The 19,604-nt window shown below is 30.4% G+C and carries 16 protein-coding genes; 9 read left to right on the forward strand and 7 right to left on the reverse strand.

The genetic code is table 11. The annotated features are described in order from the left end of the window. Positions 1-3 precede the first annotated feature (3 nt). Complete coding sequence (locus tag N5D46_RS12845) at positions 4-909, forward strand: GYDIA family GHMP kinase (RefSeq protein WP_280050159.1); 906 nt, start codon at positions 4-6, stop codon at positions 907-909. Between the two features lie 39 nt (positions 910-948). Here the strand turns inward: N5D46_RS12845 and N5D46_RS12850 are convergent, their stop codons facing one another. Continuing rightward, complete coding sequence (locus N5D46_RS12850) at positions 949-1,728, reverse strand: lipopolysaccharide kinase InaA family protein (protein ID WP_280050160.1); 780 nt, start codon at positions 1,726-1,728, stop codon at positions 949-951. A gap of 128 nt (positions 1,729-1,856) precedes the next feature. Here N5D46_RS12850 and N5D46_RS12855 point away from each other — a divergent pair, with 128 nt between their 5' ends. From N5D46_RS12855 to N5D46_RS12890, 8 genes are all read left to right on the forward strand, one after another. Beyond that, the gene (locus N5D46_RS12855; RefSeq protein WP_280050161.1) at positions 1,857-2,918 is read left to right on the forward strand and encodes a glycosyltransferase family 1 protein; all 1,062 of its coding nucleotides are present in this window, start codon (positions 1,857-1,859) and stop codon (positions 2,916-2,918) included. Positions 2,919-3,011: 93 nt separating this feature from the next. Beyond that, positions 3,012-3,569 carry an L-threonylcarbamoyladenylate synthase gene (locus N5D46_RS12860; RefSeq protein ID WP_280050162.1) on the forward strand — a complete coding sequence of 186 codons (558 nt, stop codon included), beginning with the start codon at positions 3,012-3,014 and terminating at the stop codon, positions 3,567-3,569. Between the two features lie 31 nt (positions 3,570-3,600). Continuing rightward, the gene (locus N5D46_RS12865) at positions 3,601-5,022 is read left to right on the forward strand and encodes an HD domain-containing protein (RefSeq protein ID WP_280050164.1); all 1,422 of its coding nucleotides are present in this window, start codon (positions 3,601-3,603) and stop codon (positions 5,020-5,022) included. A gap of 3 nt (positions 5,023-5,025) precedes the next feature. Further along, the gene (locus N5D46_RS12870; RefSeq protein ID WP_038333549.1) at positions 5,026-5,538 is read left to right on the forward strand and encodes a hypothetical protein; all 513 of its coding nucleotides are present in this window, start codon (positions 5,026-5,028) and stop codon (positions 5,536-5,538) included. Between the two features lie 151 nt (positions 5,539-5,689). Then, positions 5,690-11,797 (forward strand): alpha-2-macroglobulin family protein, encoded by a 6,108-nt coding sequence (locus N5D46_RS12875; protein WP_280050165.1) that lies wholly within the window; start codon positions 5,690-5,692, stop codon positions 11,795-11,797. A gap of 130 nt (positions 11,798-11,927) precedes the next feature. Beyond that, a complete protein-coding gene (locus N5D46_RS12880; protein WP_114999837.1) occupies positions 11,928-12,560 on the forward strand; it encodes a hypothetical protein in 633 nt (210 codons plus the stop codon). A gap of 30 nt (positions 12,561-12,590) precedes the next feature. Further along, positions 12,591-13,691, forward strand: a complete 1,101-nt coding sequence (locus tag N5D46_RS12885) for a serine hydrolase (protein ID WP_280050166.1) — start codon at positions 12,591-12,593, stop codon at positions 13,689-13,691. A 76-nt stretch (positions 13,692-13,767) separates the two neighbouring features. Then, a complete protein-coding gene (locus tag N5D46_RS12890) occupies positions 13,768-15,036 on the forward strand; it encodes an ectonucleotide pyrophosphatase/phosphodiesterase (RefSeq protein WP_125350140.1) in 1,269 nt (422 codons plus the stop codon). 96 nt (positions 15,037-15,132) lie between these two features. On the opposite strand, the gene N5D46_RS12895 is transcribed toward N5D46_RS12890, so the two are convergent. From N5D46_RS12895 to N5D46_RS12920, 6 genes are all read right to left on the reverse strand, one after another. After that, positions 15,133-16,086: an EamA family transporter gene (locus N5D46_RS12895; protein ID WP_125350139.1), complete on the reverse strand. Its 954-nt coding sequence runs from the start codon at positions 16,084-16,086 to the stop codon at positions 15,133-15,135. A 71-nt stretch (positions 16,087-16,157) separates the two neighbouring features. Further along, on the reverse strand, positions 16,158-16,772 hold the full coding sequence (locus tag N5D46_RS12900; RefSeq protein WP_038333632.1) for a deoxynucleoside kinase: 615 nt from the start codon (positions 16,770-16,772) through the stop codon (positions 16,158-16,160). 190 nt (positions 16,773-16,962) lie between these two features. After that, complete coding sequence (locus N5D46_RS12905; RefSeq protein ID WP_125350138.1) at positions 16,963-17,754, reverse strand: hypothetical protein; 792 nt, start codon at positions 17,752-17,754, stop codon at positions 16,963-16,965. Further along, a complete protein-coding gene (locus N5D46_RS12910) occupies positions 17,755-18,522 on the reverse strand; it encodes a TSUP family transporter (protein ID WP_125350137.1) in 768 nt (255 codons plus the stop codon). It lies immediately after the preceding gene. A 248-nt stretch (positions 18,523-18,770) separates the two neighbouring features. Continuing rightward, positions 18,771-19,268: a hypothetical protein gene (locus N5D46_RS12915; RefSeq protein ID WP_125350136.1), complete on the reverse strand. Its 498-nt coding sequence runs from the start codon at positions 19,266-19,268 to the stop codon at positions 18,771-18,773. After that, positions 19,265-19,582, reverse strand: a complete 318-nt coding sequence (locus N5D46_RS12920) for a hypothetical protein (RefSeq protein WP_125350135.1) — start codon at positions 19,580-19,582, stop codon at positions 19,265-19,267. The genes N5D46_RS12915 and N5D46_RS12920 overlap by 4 nt, the downstream gene beginning before the upstream one ends. Positions 19,583-19,604: the final 22 nt, after the last annotated feature.

The raw sequence follows: 19,604 nt of genomic DNA on the forward strand, positions 1-19,604 counted from the left end.
GAAATGAAAACATACCGTTCCAATGGAAAATTATTCCTTATCGGGGAATATATTGTGATTGATGGAGCGAAAGCATTTGCATTGCCCGCGAAATATGGGCAATGTTTGTTTGTAGAAAATTCATCAGAAACTGAGAATTTAATCACTTGGAAAGCGACGAAATTTGATAATTCTATTTGGTTTGAAACCGAAATTAGATTGAATGATTTAGAAATAATTTCTTCTACAAACGAGAAATTAAGTAAATCATTACAAAATATTTTAAAACAAGCTAAATCGTTAAATACTGATTTTTTCAATTCTAATAATAGTTATCAATGTTTAACAAAATTAGAATATCCTCAAGAATGGGGATTGGGTAGTAGCTCGACTTTGATTGATTTAATTAGTCAATGGATTGAAATAAATCCGTTTGAATTAAATAAATTGACCTTCAATACAAGTGGTTATGATATAGCTTGCGCACATCATCATCATCCGATTTTGTTTTCGAATAATCCTATTGAAGTAGAAGATTTAGAATTGAATTGGAATTTTAAAGATCAACTTTATTTTGTTTATCTTAATCAAAAGCAAGATACGCAAGCCGTTGTGGGAAATCATTACAAAAACAAACCAAAAGATTGGAAAATGATTCGAGAACTTTCAGATTTGGTTGTTAAAGCAACTAAAGTTGAGAATTTAACTGATTTAGAATCTATTTTGGATGAATATCAAGCACGATTAGGTAATTTTATGCAAATTCCGCAAGTCAAAGAATTGTATTTCCCTGATTATTTAGGAACTGTAAAAAGCCTAGGAGCTTGGGGTGGAGATTTTATTTTGGTGACCTATAGAGAAGGAATGCACGATTATTTTAAAGAAAAAGGATATGAGATTATTATTCCATTTTCTGAAATGATAAAGTAACAAAAAAGCAGATTTGAAATCAAACCTGCTTTTTTGTTATTATTTTTTACCAATAATGGCTTTGAATTTCTTTTTTCGAGCTTGTTTTGTCTGAAATTTTTGTTGGAATTCTTGTGTTTTATTCCACATTTCTTCAATCACTTCTTGTTCCAGTTTATTAATAAGTTTCGCATATTCTTTTCCCATAATTTCAATCATTTCTTTTTGAGGAGTTAGACGAGAAAAGTTTTTCATTCGAATATCAAAACTCATTGAATTGTGAAAATTCATACGGTTTAAATCAACCAAATAAAATTCGTATTGATTATCTCCAACTTGCTTGATTAAAGTATTTCCAGGAGAATGATCTAAAAATTCAATTCCAGCTTCATGTAAATCAAAAGTGAATTTTGTAAACTGTTTCAAAATTTCGTTTCGATTTTCCCAAGTTGGAATTTCAACTAATTCACGATAAGTTAAATCAGCTTCAACTAATTCACAGAAATAGTAACTATCATTAAAATTTATAGCGGTTTTATTTTCTACAAAAGCAATAGGATATGGCGTCAAAAAACCTAAATCAATCAATCGTTTTGCATATTCATAAGATCGTTCAGCTTTTGATTTTCTAAAAAATCGATACACAAATTTGTTAACAATATTCGGAATTTTGAATGATTTAATCGTTGCAATTTTACCCGATTCTAATCTCTTTTTTTTGATAGAATTTCTTGTACCTTTTGCAATATAATCATCAATCAGATCAAAATTATCAATAATAGATTTGATTTCGGTTTGAGTAGTTTTATAATTATTATTTACGACAATTTTCTGTGTCATTTTTCAAAATATTATAATTAATATAGAAAAAATCTATATTTCATTTTAATCTGTCAAAGATATGTCTATTTTTGTTGAAAATAAGGACAACTTAAAACAAGTTTTTTTAAAATTTTAGAACCTAACTTATGGTAAAAAAAATTCTTTTAGAATCTCATAATCTAAAGAATCGTGCAACTGGTTTCGGAGTTTTTAATTACGAATTGATTAAAGCTCTTTCTAAATTAAATTTTGATGATCAAATTTATTTACTTTACAAAAAACCTGAAGATTTAAGGACTGAATTTGGTACTAAATTTCATTATAAAAAATATTATAGTTTAATGCGCAATCCGTTTTTCAGAACGCGTGAAAAGTATGATGTTTGGCACTCCTTAAATCAAAATATAAAAGTTGAACCTTGTCATAAACCAAAAAAATATGTTTTGACGATTCATGATGTTAATTTTATGGAAGAAAATTCGCTTGATTATAGTCCAAATCACATTAAATATTTTAAAGAAAAGATTAAGCGAGTAGATGTTATCACATTTATTTCTGAATATGCAAAGAAACAAACTATGCAATATTTTGATATTTCGGGAATAGAAAATACAATAATTTATAATGGAAATTCAATTTCGGATATTTTAGATTGCGATAATTTTAAATGTCTATTAGATATTTCAAAACCTTATTTTTATACGATCGGAGCTTTTCTTGAAAAGAAGAATTTTGAATCACTTGTAAAAATGATGAAATTTTTACCAGATTTTAATTTGATTATTTCTGGGAATTGTACGAATGCCTATGGTCAAAAAATAAAAGATTTAATTGCTCAAGAAAAATTAGAAAACCAAGTTTTTTTGTCGGGAAAAGTCTCTGAACAAGCAAAACAATTTTATATGCAAAATTGCGAAGCGTTTTTATTTCCTTCAACAGGAGAAGGTTTTGGTTTACCTCCGTTAGAAGCGATGAGTTTTGGAAAACCAATTATTTTATCTGATAAAACGTCTTTACCAGAAATTGGTGGAAAAGATGCGTTTTATTGGAATGATTTTGATCCAGAATACATGAAAAATATAGTGATAGATGCGTTAAATCAATACAATCAAAATTCAGATTATTTTATTGAATCCTATATCAAAAGAGCTGCAAGTTTTAGTTGGGATAAAGCGGCAAAAGAATATCTTAAGGTTTATGAAATTTAAAATCTATTTTGTGATAAATAATATTTCTAAGAAAATCGACTTCATTTAACTTTCCTACAATACCTTTGCATTCAAATTCATAAAACAAATAAAATGTCAGATATTAACGAAATTGTAGCCAAACTAAAACAAGGAGAAACAATGCTTTATCCAACAGATACAATTCTTGGATTAGGTTGTGATGCGAAGAATGAGGCTGCAATCGAAAAAATTTATCAGATAAAAAATCGTCCTTCATCAAAATCGTTGATTATTTTGGTTGATTCTCCACGCATGTTACAAAATATTGTTGAGGTGCCAGAATTAGCTTGGGATTTGATTGATTTGAATGAGAAACCTCTTACGATTATTTACGATAATCCAAAAGGTTTACCACAATCGTTAGTCGCAGAAGATAATACAATTGCTATTCGATTAACAGACGATTTGTTTTGTAAGAAAATCATAGGGAAATTAGGTGGACCAATTGTGTCTACATCGGCTAATTTATCAGGAGAACCTTCTCCAAAAGTGTTTTCGGAAGTTAATCCTACTATTTTAGAACGTGTTGACTTTTATCCAGACGAGATAAAAACCTTTGTACCTCAGTTTACTGCATCAACGATAATTAAATTAGGTCTAGATAACGAAGTAAAAGTTATTAGAGAGTAGTTTTTTATTTCAAAACTTATACTTTTGCAGAATGAAAATCTTAGAAGCCGTATCAAATCCAATTTTTAAAAATGTAGCAGAAGTTGCTGATGAAATCAATCAAGAAACTTATGTAGTTGGTGGATTTGTACGCGATTATTTATTGAATCGTGGTCAGAAAAAAGACATCGATTTTGTAACAGTAGGAAATGGAATTTTATTGGCTAAAGAATTAGCTAATAAATTAGGATATACATCACAGGTTTCAGTTTTTAAACGTTTTGGAACAGCAATGTTCAAATATAAAGACACAGATTTGGAGTTTGTAGGTGCGCGAAAAGAAAGTTATTCAGAAGACAGTCGAAAACCACATGTTGAAGACGGAACGTTGGAAGACGACCAAAAACGTCGTGATTTTACGATCAATACATTGGCAATTTCGATGAATAAAGAGAATTTTGGTGAATTAATTGATCCTTTTAATGGAGTTGAAGATTTGAATAATAAAATTATCAAAACACCATTAGAGCCGAATGTTACCTATTCTGATGATCCTTTGCGTATGATGCGTGCGATTCGTTTTGCAGCTCAATTGGATTTTGAAATAGAAAAAAAATCTTTTCAGGCAATAATTGATAATGCAGAACGTATTAATATCGTATCTTTTGAACGCGTAATGGATGAGTTTCAGAAAATTATGATGACTGACAAACCTTCGGTCGGATTATTGTTGTTGGAACAATCAGGATTAATGCAACATATTTTACCAGAATTGGTTGCGTTAAAAGGAATCGAAGAGGTTGAAGGTCAAAAACATAAAGATAATTTTTATCATACATTAGAAGTCGTTGATAATATTTCTGTCAACACAGATAATGTTTGGTTACGTTGGGCAGCGTTGTTGCATGATATTGGAAAAGCTGTAACAAAACGTTTTGATAAAAATGTAGGTTGGACATTTCATTCGCATGAATTTGTTGGATCAAAAATGGTATTAAAATTGTTCAGACGATTAAAATTACCATTAGGACCGCAAGTAAAATATGTTCAGAAGTTAGTCATGATGAGTTCTCGACCAATTGCTGTTGTAACAGACGATGCTACAGATTCGGCATTACGTAGATTATTGTTTGATGCTGGAGAAGATTTCGACGATTTAATTACGCTTTGCAAAGCTGATATTACAACAAAAAATGAACGTAAACAAAAACGTTTCAAACAAAATTTTGAAGTTGTAGAACAAAAAATAAAAGATGTTGAAGAACGTGATAAAGTACGTAATTTTCAACCACCAATTACAGGTGAACAAATAATGAAAATATTTGATATTCAGCCAGGAAAAGAGATTGGAATCTTAAAAAATGCCATCAAAGAAGCAATTTTAGAAGGCGAAGTAGAAAATAATTATAATTCTGCATTAGAATTTGTAATTAATATGGGAAAAGATTTAAATTTGGAACCGAAAAATATTTAGAAAGTGATATATAAAATTCGTGTATTCCTTGATGCAAAAGAGGATGTTTTTAGAGACATAGAAATTAAAGAGAAGCAAACATTATTCACATTGTACAAAGGTATTATTAGTGCTTTTAGTTTACAAGGTGAGGAGTTGGCATCGTTCTATGAAGTAGATGAAGATGGAAACCAAACAAAAGAAATTCCTTTAGAGGATATGTCTGATGATGGAACTGATGAAACAATGGCTGATTTTTATATCAAAGAAGCTTTTGCTAATCAAGGAGATCGTATGGCTTTTGTATATGATTTTATGGAAATGTGGACATTTGTGGCTGAATTAATTTCTGTAGAAGATAAACCAGCTGTTCTTAATTATCCATTAACGGTTTACCGTTTCGGTTCAATGCCTCTTAAAGCGCCTAAAAAAGACATGATGGTTGATTTAGACGATGAAGAAGATATTGATTTTGCAGAAGATGCTGAATTAAATGATTTACAAATCGACGAAGATTTAGACGTAGACGATTTATAAAAACTACAACTAATCAACTTATATATCAAAAAATCTGAATGGCAACATTCAGATTTTTTTTTGTGCTATATATCAACCATTTGATAATTTTTTTACTTCCAGAACCAACCATTTTTCCGTAACTTGCATCTACTGATAAAAGAAAGAATCTATGAAACAGCTACTGTTTTTATTATTAATTTTAACCAATTCGATGCTTATGGCTCAATCCCCAACGATTGATCAAAAGTGGAAAGAAATTGACCAGCAAATGCAAAATGGTCAATTCAAATCTATCCAACCAAAAATTGATGAACTTAAAACGTTATCAAAAAAGCAAAATAATCAACAAAGTTATCTGAAAGCTTTGTTTTATGAAGCAAAAATAAAAGTTGCAACTTCTGATGAAACAGATGATGTAAACTTCGTTTTTGATTTGTTTAAAAAGGATTTAGATGAAAAATCAATTGTAAATAATGCGATTGTTTATTCATATTTAGCTGAGTTATATCAATTGTATTACAACGAAAATCGTTGGAAAATCAATAGTCGTACAAATGTCGAAAATCAAGCTACAAATGATGTGAGATTTTGGACAGAAGATACTTTTAAGAAAACAATTAATGATTATTTTTCGAAATCAATTCAACCAAAAAATGAATTAATAAATGCAAAATCTCAAGATTATAAAATGATTTTGAATCTTGCTGAGGATAAGAAAAATGCGCAACAACAATTTGATTTAACGCCAACATTGTATGATGTTTTAGCAAGAAATTATATCAATTATCTGAATGAGAATGATGAAAAAGATAAAGCAAATCAATTGCTTTCTGATTTAGTTGAGATTAATAAACAAAAGAATAACGAAAATGCTGTTTTGTACAATGAATTGATTTTAATTGATTCAAACCGCGGTTCGACTTCGGTTCAAGAAATTATTAAACAAAAAGAATCTTTAGCAACAAAATATCCAAAAGCCTGGTATTCGTCTTATGTGTATGCAACTTTAGCGACAGATTATTATGGTTTGCAAGAAGATAAATTGGCGAACGTAAATAAGATTTTTGAACTACAACAAAAAGTTGCGAAGCTTTATCCAAATTCGGAGGAATTAGAGAATATAAATAATTTAGTTTCGAAGATAAAATCGCAAGAATTAAGTGTACAAGCAGAGCGATATATTAATGAAAATCAGAATACACCAATTCAATTAACGCATAAAAATTTGTCGCAAGTTTTTGTGAGAATTTTCGCTTATAATGAAGGTTTTGATGGAAAAGATAAAGTACAAGCGTTAAATGTTTACAACGAAAATAAAATTGCAGAAGCTCAAAAATTTCTGAATAGTTTAAAGGTTGTTGATCAATATGCAATTGATGTTAAATCGTTTGAAGATTATCAAAATCATTCGACAATTGTTAAATTAAATCCACTAAAATCTGGTCGTTATATTGTCCTATTTTCGAATAATTCTGAATTCAGAATCAACACAAAAGACGATATTGATTATTTGGATATAATGGTTTCGAAATATGCGATAAACTCGCTGAATGAAAAGGTTTCGGTTGTGAATCGTGAAACTGGAAAACCAGAAAGTAATGTTGCGGTTGAGTTTTCTAATTTGTCAGATTATAATAAAAAGGAATTTAAAATTTTAACGTCGGATAAAGATGGAATAATTACAATTCCTTCGGGTTGGAGAAATCTTCAATATCGCGTGAAAGACGAACATACTATTTATTCAACGTATTACTACGATTATGATCGTGATGATGAAGATGATGATTCTTCTGTCAAGATTTTCACAGATCGTGCAATTTATCGTCCTGGGCAAACGGTTTATTTCAAAGGAATTTATTATTCATCAAATGATAAATCGAGAAATGTCGTTCCAAATTCTAAATTGACGATTGCTTTGTTTGATGTCAATGGTAAAGAACTTTCTAAAGTTGATTTAACAACAAATGAATTTGGTTCTGTAAATGGAAGTTTTGTTTTGCCAAGTTCAGCATTAACAGGGAATTTCACGATTAGACCTGTAAATGTTCAAGGTTATTATTCATTCAAAGTGGAAGAATATAAACGTCCAAAATTCAAAGTTGAAATAGAGAAAAATAAAGGTGTTTATAGTTTAAATGACAAGGTAAAAGTAGAAGGGAAAGCAATCGCTTTTTCTGGTGCTAATATCGATAATGCAAAAGTTTCGTACCGTGTTTATCGTCAAGAAATTTTTACGTTTTGGCCTTGGTATCGCTCAATTCCAGCAGATCGTGGCGAGCGAGAAGAAATTACGTTTGGTGATACAACAACTGATGCAGAAGGAAAATTTAACTTTGAATTTGTAGCAAAACCGGCTTCTGAGAAAAAGAAAGATGAGGTAAGAACGTACAATTATTTTATCGAAGTAAATGCAACAGATATCAATGGAGAAACGCAGTCTGAGTCTTCTTCGGTGAAAGTTGGTGATACGAGAATGTCGTTGAATGTAGCTGTTTCGGAGAAAACAAAAGCGGACGATTTGAAAGCTTTCAAAGTTGAAGTGAAAAACTTGAATGATGAAAAATTAGATGGAAAAGGTCATATCGAAATTTATTCGTTAAATGCGCCAAAAGAAGTTGTTCGTCGTCAAAAATTTACAACAGATTATAATGTTTATACGAAAGAAGAATTCAAGAAATTGTTTCCAAATGAGCCTTATGGTGATGAAATTAATCCTAAAACATGGACAACTAATCAAAAGGTTTTCGAAAGTGATTTTGATACAAAAGTTTCAGATGAAATAAAATTCAATCAAGCGTCAAATTTAGAAGAGGGTTATTATGTTGTAAAAGGTTTTGTGATGGACGGAACACAAAAAGTGGAAGTGGATAAATTGATTTATGTTTCGAATGAAAAGAAAGCAAATGCAATTAAAACACTTTTAGCAGTTTCGCCTAATAAATTGACTTTCGAACCAAAAGATGTTGCAAAAATTGAGTTCAAATCGGGTTCTAAAAATACATTTGTGTATTATGAAGTAGAGGCGAATCAAACAATTATTGAGAAAGGTTTTTTGGATTTGAGTAAAAAATCTGTAGTCGAAATTCCAATTAAAGAAGAATATCGCGGTGGAATTTATGTGAATTATGCCATGACGAAATTCAATGATGTGCAAACAGGAAGTCTTAATTTGGCAGTTCCGTTTACCAATAAACAACTGAAAGTTACGGCTGAAGTTTTACGTGATAAATTGACGCCAGGTGCAAAAGAAAAATGGCAATTAAAAATAGAAGGACCAAATAAAGATAAAGTTTCAGCTGAGGTTTTAACAAGTATGTACGACGCTTCGTTGGATCAATTTGCGTCAAATTCATTAGATTTTAATGTGTATGATTTTACAAATTCAAGAAGAAATAACCCTTTTAATCTATATCAATTTTATATAACAAATCAATCTCGAGCAATTTATTATCGTACAAATTATGATTTTTATGCAAGAGGATATGCAGGATTAGACCTTAATTTATTTGATTTTGGTTTCAATCAATATCGCATGAATCGTATGATGATGAAGTCTGTTGCGCCAGGTGTAAAAATAAAAGAAGTATCAGAAAATGAAATTCATGTTGAGGTACAAATGGGGGCTGCTGCTGATGTAAGTTTAGAAGGTTCTGTTGTAACAGCTTTAGGAATTACAAGAGATAAGAAATCGTTAGGTTATTCAACTCAAGCAGGAGAACCTGGAGCTTCTGCAAATGTAACAGTTCGTGGAGTTTCTTCTGCCGAAATTTCAAATGCACTTTATGTTGTAGATGGAGTTGTGTATGATATAATGCCAGAACTTAATTCAGATGATATTCAGTCTATGAATGTATTGAAAGGAGAAGAGGCGACTGCTTTATATGGAGCAAGAGGAGCAAATGGAGTAGTGATTATTACAACTAAAAAAGAGGCAAACGCAACTTTAGATAATGTAAAAGCGCGTACAAATTTAAATGAAACAGCCTTCTTTTATCCAAACTTAAAAACAGATGCAAAAGGAAATATTATTATAGAATTTACTACGCCAGAAAGTTTAACAGAATGGAAATTTATGGCAATTGCACATACGCCAGACCTTAAAACAGGTTATTTGGAGCAAAATGTTCGCACGCAAAAAGACTTGATGGTTGTGCCAAATATGCCACGTTTCTTACGTGAAGGCGATCAAATTTCGGTTTCGTCTAAGATTAATAATTTATCAGATAAGGTATTAAATGGTTCTGCGAAATTGATGTTGTTTGATGCGTTTACCAATCAACCAATTGATGCACAATTCAAATTGACAAATGCAGTTCAGAATTTCTCTGTTGCAAAAGGAAATTCGGATCAAGTGACGTGGATAATTGATGTTCCGAAAAATGTACAAGCGGTTGTTTATCGTGTGGTGGCTTCGGCTGGAGATTTTTCTGATGGAGAAGAATCGGCTTTACCAATTTTGACAAATCGTATGATGGTGACAGAAACGTTGCCAATTTATGTGAAAGAAGGTCAAAAGAAATCGTTCCAATTTGAGAATATGATCAACAATAAATCGACTTCTTTGGATAATTTCAAATTAACGTTTGAGATGACTTCGAATCCAATTTGGTACGCGATTTTCTCGTTGCCTTATTTGCGCGAATATCCTTACGAATGCGCTGAGCAAGTGTTCTCGCGTTTATATGGAAATATGATTTCGGAGAAAGTGATTAATTCGAATCCAAAAATTAAAGCTGTTTTTGATGATTGGAACAAAAACGGTGAATTGAAATCAAAATTACAATTGAACCAAGAATTGAAAAGTATCATTTTAGAAGAAACACCTTGGGTGAAAAATGCGGAAAGTGAAGAAGAACAAATGAAGCAAATTGCAGTTTTATTTCAATTGAATCAAATGCAAAAAGAAATGAAATCGGCTTTCCAAAAATTATCGGATAAGCAACTATCAAACGGTGGCTTTGCTTGGTTTGATGGCGGTCGTCCAAATGAATATATCACAACGCATATCGTTTCTGGTTTCGGAAATATGAAGAAAATGGATGTGAATTTCAAAGCATTTGAAATTGATGTGAATCCATTAATCAAAAAAGCAATTCAGTTTATTGACGATGAGAATTTAAAACGTTTCAAAGAATTCAAAAAAGATCAAAAATCATTCAAGGATGTGGTGTATTCAGATGGTTTACATTATTTATATGCGCGTTCTTTCTTCTTAGAAGATTATCCGATGTCGAAAGAGTTGGAAGAAATGAAAACGGCAATGTTAAAGAATTTGAACGATACAAAACTGGATTTATCGTTGCAACAAAAAGCAATGGCTGCAATTGTGATGAATCGTTTTGGAATGCAATCTGCGGCTAAAATTGTTGTGAATTCAATCAAAGAAAAAGCAGTAGAATCGGATGAAATGGGTATGTATTGGAAAGAAAATCAACCGGGTTGGTTTTGGTATCAAGCGCCTGTAGAAACACAATCGTTGTTAATTGAAGCGTTTGATGAAGTTACAAAAGACGAGAAATCAGTAGAAGAAATGAAAGTTTGGTTATTGAAAAATCGTCAAACAAATCAGTGGAATTCGACAAAAGCAACGACAAAAGCGGTTTATGCTTTAATGAATTTCGGGAAATCTTGGATAGATGCAGAGAAAGGAATTGAAGTGAAGATCGGAAATCAAAAAATTGATTTAGATAACAATACGCAATCTGGTTCGGGTTATGTAAAAACTTCTTGGAACAAAGAAGAAATTAAACCTGAAATGGGTAAAGTTGAAGTTTCGAAAACTTCTCCAGGTGTTGCTTGGGGAGCGATGTATTGGCAATATTTTGAAGATTTAGATAAAATAAAATCTGCCGAAACGGGAATCAAATTCAATAAGAAATTGTTTGTTAAATCGAATTCTGCAAATGGTCCAATTCTGAAAGAAATTACACCGTCAACACCAATAAAAGTGGGTGATATTGTAACTGTTCGATTAGAGATTTCGGTTGATCGTAACATGCAATTTGTACATATTAAAGATATGCGAGCAAGTGGTTTCGAGCCTGTGAATGTGCTTTCTGGTTACAAATGGAAAGGAGAATTTGGTTATTACGAAAGCACGCGCGATGCAGCAACCAATTTCTTTTCGGATTATATGAGAAAAGGAACTTACGTTTTCGAATATGATTTGAAAGCGAATAATGCAGGTAATTTCTCGAACGGAATTACATCAATGCAGAATATGTATGCACCAGAATTGAGTGCGCAAAGCGAAGGAATTCGTGTTGAGATTAAATAATCAATTGAAATTAATAAATCTAAAAAGAGCTGAGAGTAATCTTAGCTCTTTTTTTGCTTCCTGAGCCCGTTTTAGGATCTCACTAATATTTAATCAATTTTTATTTATCTTTAAAATCAAATAACATGAAATGAAGAAAATTTTATTCATTACATTTTTACTATTCACTTTAGTAAATTGTACTCAAAAATCTAATACAGATAATTTTCAGAATGAAGTTTATTCACAAATATTTCATGAAATTATAGATAGTTGCGTTGTAAATATTGAGCCAATAGAATTTCAAGAAAATGTTACTGAAAAAGAGAAAGATGATTACAATAATGAGATGTTAAAAATTAGAAATCAAAAAAGATTGATTGCTATTTATGATACTGTAAGTGGATATAGAAAAGATGATTTTGATGAAAATATATTTAAAAATTTTAGAACAAATTGGGTGAAATCTGATAGTTCAAATTTTGTGATTAACATCAATAATTCTAATATCAAAGCAAATAATACATTAATTAAAGCAAGTGAATTACCAAATTTAGAAAAGGCTTTTAAAGATTATAAGACTTGGGATGAATATGAAGATCTTAAAAATCTTGATGTAGAAATTAGTTTCAGAAGAATCTTTTTTAATGATATTAAAACAGAAGGTTTTTTGCAAATCGGTGTTATATGTGGAAAGCTTTGTGGTCAAGGTTATGATATTTGGATTAAGAAAATTGATAATGAATGGAAAATTATAAAAATTAAGCGAACTTGGATTTCATAAAAACGATTTTCAAAATAAATAATTTATTATATGAAGAAAACACTTCTACTCAGTATTATATTCATTCCATTTTTTGGAGTCTCGCAACTGCAAACCATTTTTCAATCTAAAATAGATTCGATTTACGAGAAAAATAAAGACGCTGTCGGAATTATTGTTCATGTTGAAGCACCAAAACAAAAAATTTCGTGGAGTTATGCAAAAGGAGTTTCGGATATTAAAACGAATAAAGTTTTAAATCATCAACAACCGGTTTTAATCGCAAGTAATACCAAACCTTATGTGGCTGCTGCTATTTTGAGATTAGTAGAAAAAGATCAAGTTACAATCAATCAGTCAATCAAGAATTTATTGTCTAACAAGACGCGTCAATTGCTCGAAAAAGATGGTTATGATTTGAATGCAATTACAATCAAGAATTTGTTGTCACATACTTCTGGAATACAAGATTATGTAGATGATGCGTATTTTGAATTAGTCAATCAGCATCCGAAATATAAATGGACGAAGGCGGAACAAATCAAGCGTGCAATGGAAATTGGAAGTCCGCAAAAAGTTGGAGAAAAGTTTAGTTATGGCGATATTAATTATTTGCTTTTAGCAGAAATTATTGAGCAAAAAACACATCAACCTTTTTATAAAGCAATTCGAGATTTGTTAAAGTATAAAGAATTAGGTTTGACACAAACGTGGTTTATCGATTTGGAGAAATATCCGAAACAAACGCTTCCGCTTGCTCATCAATACGCAGATAAATATAAGTGGGATTCGTATGATTTGAATCCATCTTGGGATTTGTACGGAGGTGGAGGAATTGCTTCTACAGCCAAAGAATCGGCTTTATTTTTTCAGTATTTGTTTGAAGGAAAAATTATTCAGAATAAACAAATTTTGGATTCAATGTCAACCTATGTTTTACCTTCGGATCAATCGAAATATTGTTTGGGAATTTATCATTTTGATATGGGATTCAATGCCTATTATCATGGTGGTTGGTGGGGAACAGATGTGATTTATTCGCCAGAAACTAATGCGACAATTACAGTTTTTATCTTGCAAAAAGGGTTTCAACATATCATTAATCCTTTTATTGGAAAAGAATTTCAGAAGTTGTTGATGAAGAAGAGTTAGAATTTTGAATAATTTTCTCATAAGATTTGACATTTTTTTAATTCATTCTAAGTATAAAACTTTCTAAATTTGAGGCATGAAAAAATCAATACTTAGTATATTTTCTGCAATTGTTTTAACGTTCTCAGTTACAGCAAATGCACAAGAAATCGAAGAACAAATCGTAATCGAAAATCGTGTAAATGATGCCAAACAACAAGATAAACCTTATGTTATCTTGATTTCGGTAGATGGTTTTCGTTATGATTATGCTCAAAAACATGAAGCTAAAAATCTATTAGCTTTGGCTAAAAATGGAGTGAAAGCTGACGCTATGTATCCGTCTTTTCCTTCGGTTACATTTCCAAATCACTACACAATTGTAACTGGTTTAACGCCTATTCATCATGGTTTGGTGGGAAATAATATGTTAGACAGAGAAGTTGGTGATCGTTATTCGTTGGGGAATAGAAATGCTGTTATCAATCCGAAATGGTACGGAGGAACGCCAATCTGGAACCTTGCAGAACAGAACAAAATGTTAGCTGCTTGTTACTATTGGCCAGGTTCGGAAGCGCCTATTAATGGTATGTTCCCAACGTATTCGTACAAGTATTCGGAAAAATCACCAATTGATTACCGTATTCAGCAAGTTGTAAATTGGTTGGAGTTACCAGCTGAAAAACGTCCACATTTAATTACGTTTTATTTTCCGGAAGTAGATCACGCAGGGCATTCTTTTGGTCCTGATGCACCTGAAACAAAGGAAGCTGTACAATTTGTAGATCAATCAATCAAGAAATTGAATGATGAGGTTGCAAAAACAGGTTTGAAAGTGAATTTTGTTTTTGTTTCTGATCATGGAATGACAAGAATTGATGATGAAAATCCATTGAAATTGCCAATTAAAATTGATGAATCAAAAGTACAAGTTGCTTCAAATGGTTCTTATGTAAGTCTTTTTGTAAAAGATAAAAATGATATCGAATCAATTTACAAAGAAATAAAAGCAGTTCAGAATAATACGTTCGAAGTGTATAAAACAACAAATGTCCCATCTAAATATCATTTTGATAAAAAGAATGATCGATACAATCGTATTGGAGATATTATTTTGATTGCACATGCTCCAAACTATTTCTCAAACAAAAATGCACCGAAAGGTTCGCATGGTTTTTATGTAAAAGAAACGCCAGAAATGAAAGCGACTTTTATGGCTTGGGGACCAAATATTAAGTCTGGTAAAGAGATTAAAGTTTTTCCAAATACAGAAATCTATCCAATGCTTGCGAAGATATTAGGTTTACCAATTCAAGAAAAAATTGATGGAACAAATCAATTAGCCAATAAAATTTTGGTGAAATAATTTAGATTTTACTCAAAATACAAAGCCAACTTATTAAGAGTTGGCTTTTTTTGTTATTGAATTTTCATTGACTTATAAGAATTCGTCATTTTGAATTTATTTTTTCTTAAAATTCAGATTTGATATAATAATAGCAAAAATAATAACGGCGATTCCTGTCCATTGTATTGCGAGTACTTGTTCATGTAAAAGCACAAAAGCCATGGTTACTGAAACGGGTAATTCTAACGAAGAAACAATACTTCCCAAACCTAATCCTGTGTGCGGAAAACCTTTGTTTAAAAGAATAGGAGGTAAGACAGTTCCGAAAATTGCCAACGGTAATCCCCAAGTATAAAAAATGCTAAAATTGAATGCATGAATTCCATTTACATCATTTGAAAAGTTGTTGTAAAAGCTCATTAAACCATCAAAGTAATAAGGTCCGATTTGGCTAAAAAACAAAAATAGAGACACAATAATAGAACCTCCAAAAAGCATCCACAAACTTTTTTTATAAGCTGGTAAATAATTGGCTAAACTATTCGATGTAAACATGGTAGCCGTAAAAGAACAAGCTGCTAAAAATCCCCAAAACAATCCTTTAGGATTTAACTCGACTTCTTGGTTGATTAAATTTGTTGCCAAAACAGTTCCAAATAATACCAAAACCATTGCAATTAATTTTTTGGCAGAAGGAAATTGTTTTCCCAAAATACTCTCAACCAAAATACTAATCCAAACCGTTTGCATCAACAATACAATTGCGATTGACACATTGATATATTGTACCGCTAGATAGTAAAATAAACTTGTGAAACCTAACGAAGTTCCAGCAAGAATCAACCTTTTTTTATCTTTTTGTTCAATCTTTGGTAAATCTTTTTTACTCATCATAAATAAGTTGATGATTCCCAAAATCAAAATTCCTAATACAAACTGAGAAGTTGTTACCTCGGCAGTCGTATAGCCTTGATCGTATGCAATTTTTACAAATGTTGCTAACATTCCGTAGAAGCTAGCGCCCATTGCAACGAACAAAACTCCCTTCAAAATACTTTTATTTTCCATAATTTTTTACGCAAAAAAACGGCCTGATTAAATTTAAAATCAAGCCGTGCAAGTTACTTTATTTTTTCTGACTAAAAAAGTCCGTTAATTTCTCCTTCTATTTTATTGAAAATGAATCCTAAATCTTCTTTATTTTCAACAAAATCTAAATTATCCACGTCGATTACCAACACTTTTCCTTCTTTATAATTCGAAATCCACTTGTCATATTTCTCGTTTAGACGATTCAAATAATCAATACTAATTGAATTTTCGTAATCGCGACCGCGTTTCTGAATTTGCGAAACCAATGTAGGAATTGAAGCTTTAAGATAAATCAATAAATCTGGTGCTTCTACAAAACTTGTCATCAAATTAAAAACACGCAAATAGTTGTTATAATCTCTTGTAGACAATAATCCCATATCGTTCAAGTTACTCGCAAAAATATGCGCATCTTCGTAAATTGTACGATCCTGAATAATGTCTTTTCCGCTTTCTCTAATCTCTTTTACTTGATTAAAACGGCTTCCTAAGAAATAAATCTGAAGATTGAACGCCCATTTTTCCATGTCGTTGTAAAAATCATCCAAATACGGATTCATTTCTACATCTTCAAACTGAGCTGTCCAGTTGTATTGTTTTGCTAAAAGGTTTGTTAGAGTAGTTTTACCTGCTCCAATATTTCCGGCTATGGCGATATGCATTTTCCAATTATTTTAACGTTTGCAAATATACTAAAGCTTAATTTTCAAAACAAAATCTAAGCTAGCGACTCATAGAAAAATCTTTTTTTAGAAAAAAATTATTCCGATTGATTTATGAATTTTTATTCAATTATAAATTAAAAATAAATAAGGATTAGTAATTAGTTTTAATTGATTAAATAGTTTATTATTAATTATTTGTACTTAAAATAGTATAAGTGTAAATTTTATTTTCGACCAAAGTATAAAGATTTTTTTCGCTAAACGCAAAACTTTTTACATTTTCTAAATCAATAAAAGTCGTCAAATTTTGATTGACAATATTTTTTGATATTAGCTTATTGTCATTTATATAGAAAATAACATCTTTATAAAAATAAAAAGGTTGCTGATTGGTGTCAAATTCAAAATTAGATTTGAAATTTCCATAATCATCGTAAACATAAATTGTTTTCTGACCTTTTAAATACACCAAATTTTTGTACACATGTATTTTATCGATTGATTGATCATTATACTTCAAATAAATTTGTTTTGATGTCAGAATTGGTTTTTGTAACTGATAATTATAGTAAACAATTTTATTCCCGATTAAATCATAAAACCAACAAAATTGTGTGTCAACAACTTTTAATGCAGCTGGCATGAAATCGTTTGATTTAATCTTTACAATATCCTGAATAGGATTCAAATCTTCATCTAAAATAGTGAGTTGATTAAAATTTGAATATACATAAGCTCGAAGTGGATTATTGACATCAACTGAAGTAATAATATTCTTGAGATCAATACTTTTGTTCTTTTTCGACTGAAATATTTTTTCAATTCTAGTATCTGAAATCAAATAAATCGAATTATTTAGATCAGTATCAATTGATTTGATTGTCCTATTTTCAATCAAAACTGAATCTTTTAACTCAAACTTTTGAGAAAAAACAGTGATAAATGCAGAAACAAAAATAATTGAAAAAATGGTTTTCATTTACTTGAAAATTACTTCATAACCAAATCTACAAATTGAGAGTAGGATTACCAAAATAAATATGTATCGAATAAATTTATTCCCTTTGTTGATGGCTAATTTTGCTCCAATAAAACCTCCTAAAGCGTTGCAAATAGCCATTGGTAAAGCTATTTTCCAGATAATTTGCCCTTTGATTAAAAACAAACAAATCGAACCAAAATTAGTTGCTAAATTGATCAGTTTTGCATTAGTATTAGCTTTCAAAAAATCCATACCAAGAAGTGTTACGAATCCCAAAATAAAGAAAGTTCCAGTTGCAGGACCAATAAAACCATCGTAAAAACCAACTGCAATACTCACAATACAACCATTGATAATCGCAATGTGGTAAGGAATTTTACGCTCGGTTGCTTGTCCAAAATCTTTCTTGAAAATAGTGTAAATGGCTAAAACAATCAAAATGATTAACAAAACAGGCTTCATAAAATCATTATTGATAACCGTTAACAATTGTGATCCTAAAAAAGCAGAAACAAATGCGCATATAGCCATAATCGTGAAAAGTTTCCAATCTATTTTTACCTTTTTTAGATATTGTGAAGTTGCTAAAGCTGTTCCACTAAATGCTGGAATTTTTAGCGTTCCGATTACTGTTGAAACAGGTAAATTAGGTAAAAAAGCAAGTGATAATGGCGTTTGTATTAATCCACCACCACCAACAATAGAGTCGATGAAGCCAGCGCAAAAAGCTGCCATGCATAAATAGAATAAAATCTCGATTTCCAAAACTGAAAAATTTTGGCAAATGTATAAGAGAAATAATAAATAATGAAGGAATTATTGAGAATAGTGACCAGAATACGGGCTACGATTCTATAAAACGTGACATTCGTGAAGCACTACTGTGGAAATACAACGACTTGATACGTGATGATTTCTATAGTTTTCCTGCCCTTCGTGAACAATTTCGAGATATAATATGTATCGAAAACGTGCAACAAAATAAGCCAAGTTTAAACTAACTTGGCTTTTTGTTAAATTCTCTTATGTAAAGGTAGTTTTTGTTCAAAATCAATCATAAACTCTGGATTCATTATGTTATCAAATAAATCTGATTGCATATTGTTTTTATATTTATAATTTTCTGAAATTCTGATAAACTCCATTTTAGATATTGAAGTTGCTTCATCAATAGTAACTCTTTGTAATCCGATATTAGGTGCTAAAATTTTAGTTGTTATAGGATAACCCAATAAAGAAACTTTATAAACAAACCCTAATTGATACATATAAGCCGCATAATAATATTCATTTTTATATTCATCATTAGAAATTTCAAATCTATTTTTGTCTAGTTTATTTAAAATTGAGTGTGCTTTATCCAAATAATTGCATGCATTTTTAAATCCTATAGCTGTATTAATCTTGCTTGATGAGTTTGAAGTGTTATATGTATAACTTTTGTCAGAATTATTTGATTTTACAACTAAAATAATAATAACTGCTATAAAAATAAGAATAAGTATAATCATAAATTGTTAATTAATTTGGTTAATTCTCTAAAAGCTTGATTAACTTTTAATTCTTTTTGCCATTCACTCCAATTATAATTTGGATGAAGTTGAAAAAAAATAAAAGCTTTATCAAATGCTTCCAAAATCGTTTCTTCAATTGATTTGTTACTTATGAATGAAAAATGAGTCTTTTTTCCAATCCATTGATGTTCTTTGAAATCAACAACAAAATTTTCATTTGCTTGATTAATAAATATTTTAAAAAGTGTGTCAATTTCAATTTCTAAAACAAAACCTCCAAATGAGTTAGGGTTTTTATGTAAAAAAAGCATAATTTAATATATTGTATAAATT

Source organism: Empedobacter sp. GD03865 (assembly GCF_029840775.1).
Classification (GTDB): Bacteria; Bacteroidota; Bacteroidia; order Flavobacteriales; family Weeksellaceae; genus Empedobacter; species Empedobacter falsenii_B.

Excerpts from the sequence above, each read along its gene's own strand:
- N5D46_RS12845 (WP_280050159.1), top strand. The coding sequence starts at position 4 with ATGAAAACATACCGTTCCAATGGAAAATTATTCCTTATCGGGGAATAT.
- N5D46_RS12850 (WP_280050160.1), bottom strand. The coding sequence starts at position 1,728 with ATGACACAGAAAATTGTCGTAAATAATAATTATAAAACTACTCAAACC.
- N5D46_RS12855 (WP_280050161.1), top strand. The coding sequence starts at position 1,857 with ATGGTAAAAAAAATTCTTTTAGAATCTCATAATCTAAAGAATCGTGCA.
- N5D46_RS12860 (WP_280050162.1), top strand. The coding sequence starts at position 3,012 with ATGTCAGATATTAACGAAATTGTAGCCAAACTAAAACAAGGAGAAACA.
- N5D46_RS12865 (WP_280050164.1), top strand. The coding sequence starts at position 3,601 with ATGAAAATCTTAGAAGCCGTATCAAATCCAATTTTTAAAAATGTAGCA.
- N5D46_RS12875 (WP_280050165.1), top strand. The coding sequence starts at position 5,690 with ATGAAACAGCTACTGTTTTTATTATTAATTTTAACCAATTCGATGCTT.
- N5D46_RS12880 (WP_114999837.1), top strand. The coding sequence starts at position 11,928 with ATGAAGAAAATTTTATTCATTACATTTTTACTATTCACTTTAGTAAAT.
- N5D46_RS12885 (WP_280050166.1), top strand. The coding sequence starts at position 12,591 with ATGAAGAAAACACTTCTACTCAGTATTATATTCATTCCATTTTTTGGA.
- N5D46_RS12890 (WP_125350140.1), top strand. The coding sequence starts at position 13,768 with ATGAAAAAATCAATACTTAGTATATTTTCTGCAATTGTTTTAACGTTC.
- N5D46_RS12895 (WP_125350139.1), bottom strand. The coding sequence starts at position 16,086 with ATGGAAAATAAAAGTATTTTGAAGGGAGTTTTGTTCGTTGCAATGGGC.
- N5D46_RS12900 (WP_038333632.1), bottom strand. The coding sequence starts at position 16,772 with ATGCATATCGCCATAGCCGGAAATATTGGAGCAGGTAAAACTACTCTA.
- N5D46_RS12905 (WP_125350138.1), bottom strand. The coding sequence starts at position 17,754 with ATGAAAACCATTTTTTCAATTATTTTTGTTTCTGCATTTATCACTGTT.
- N5D46_RS12915 (WP_125350136.1), bottom strand. The coding sequence starts at position 19,268 with ATGATTATACTTATTCTTATTTTTATAGCAGTTATTATTATTTTAGTT.
- N5D46_RS12920 (WP_125350135.1), bottom strand. The coding sequence starts at position 19,582 with ATGCTTTTTTTACATAAAAACCCTAACTCATTTGGAGGTTTTGTTTTA.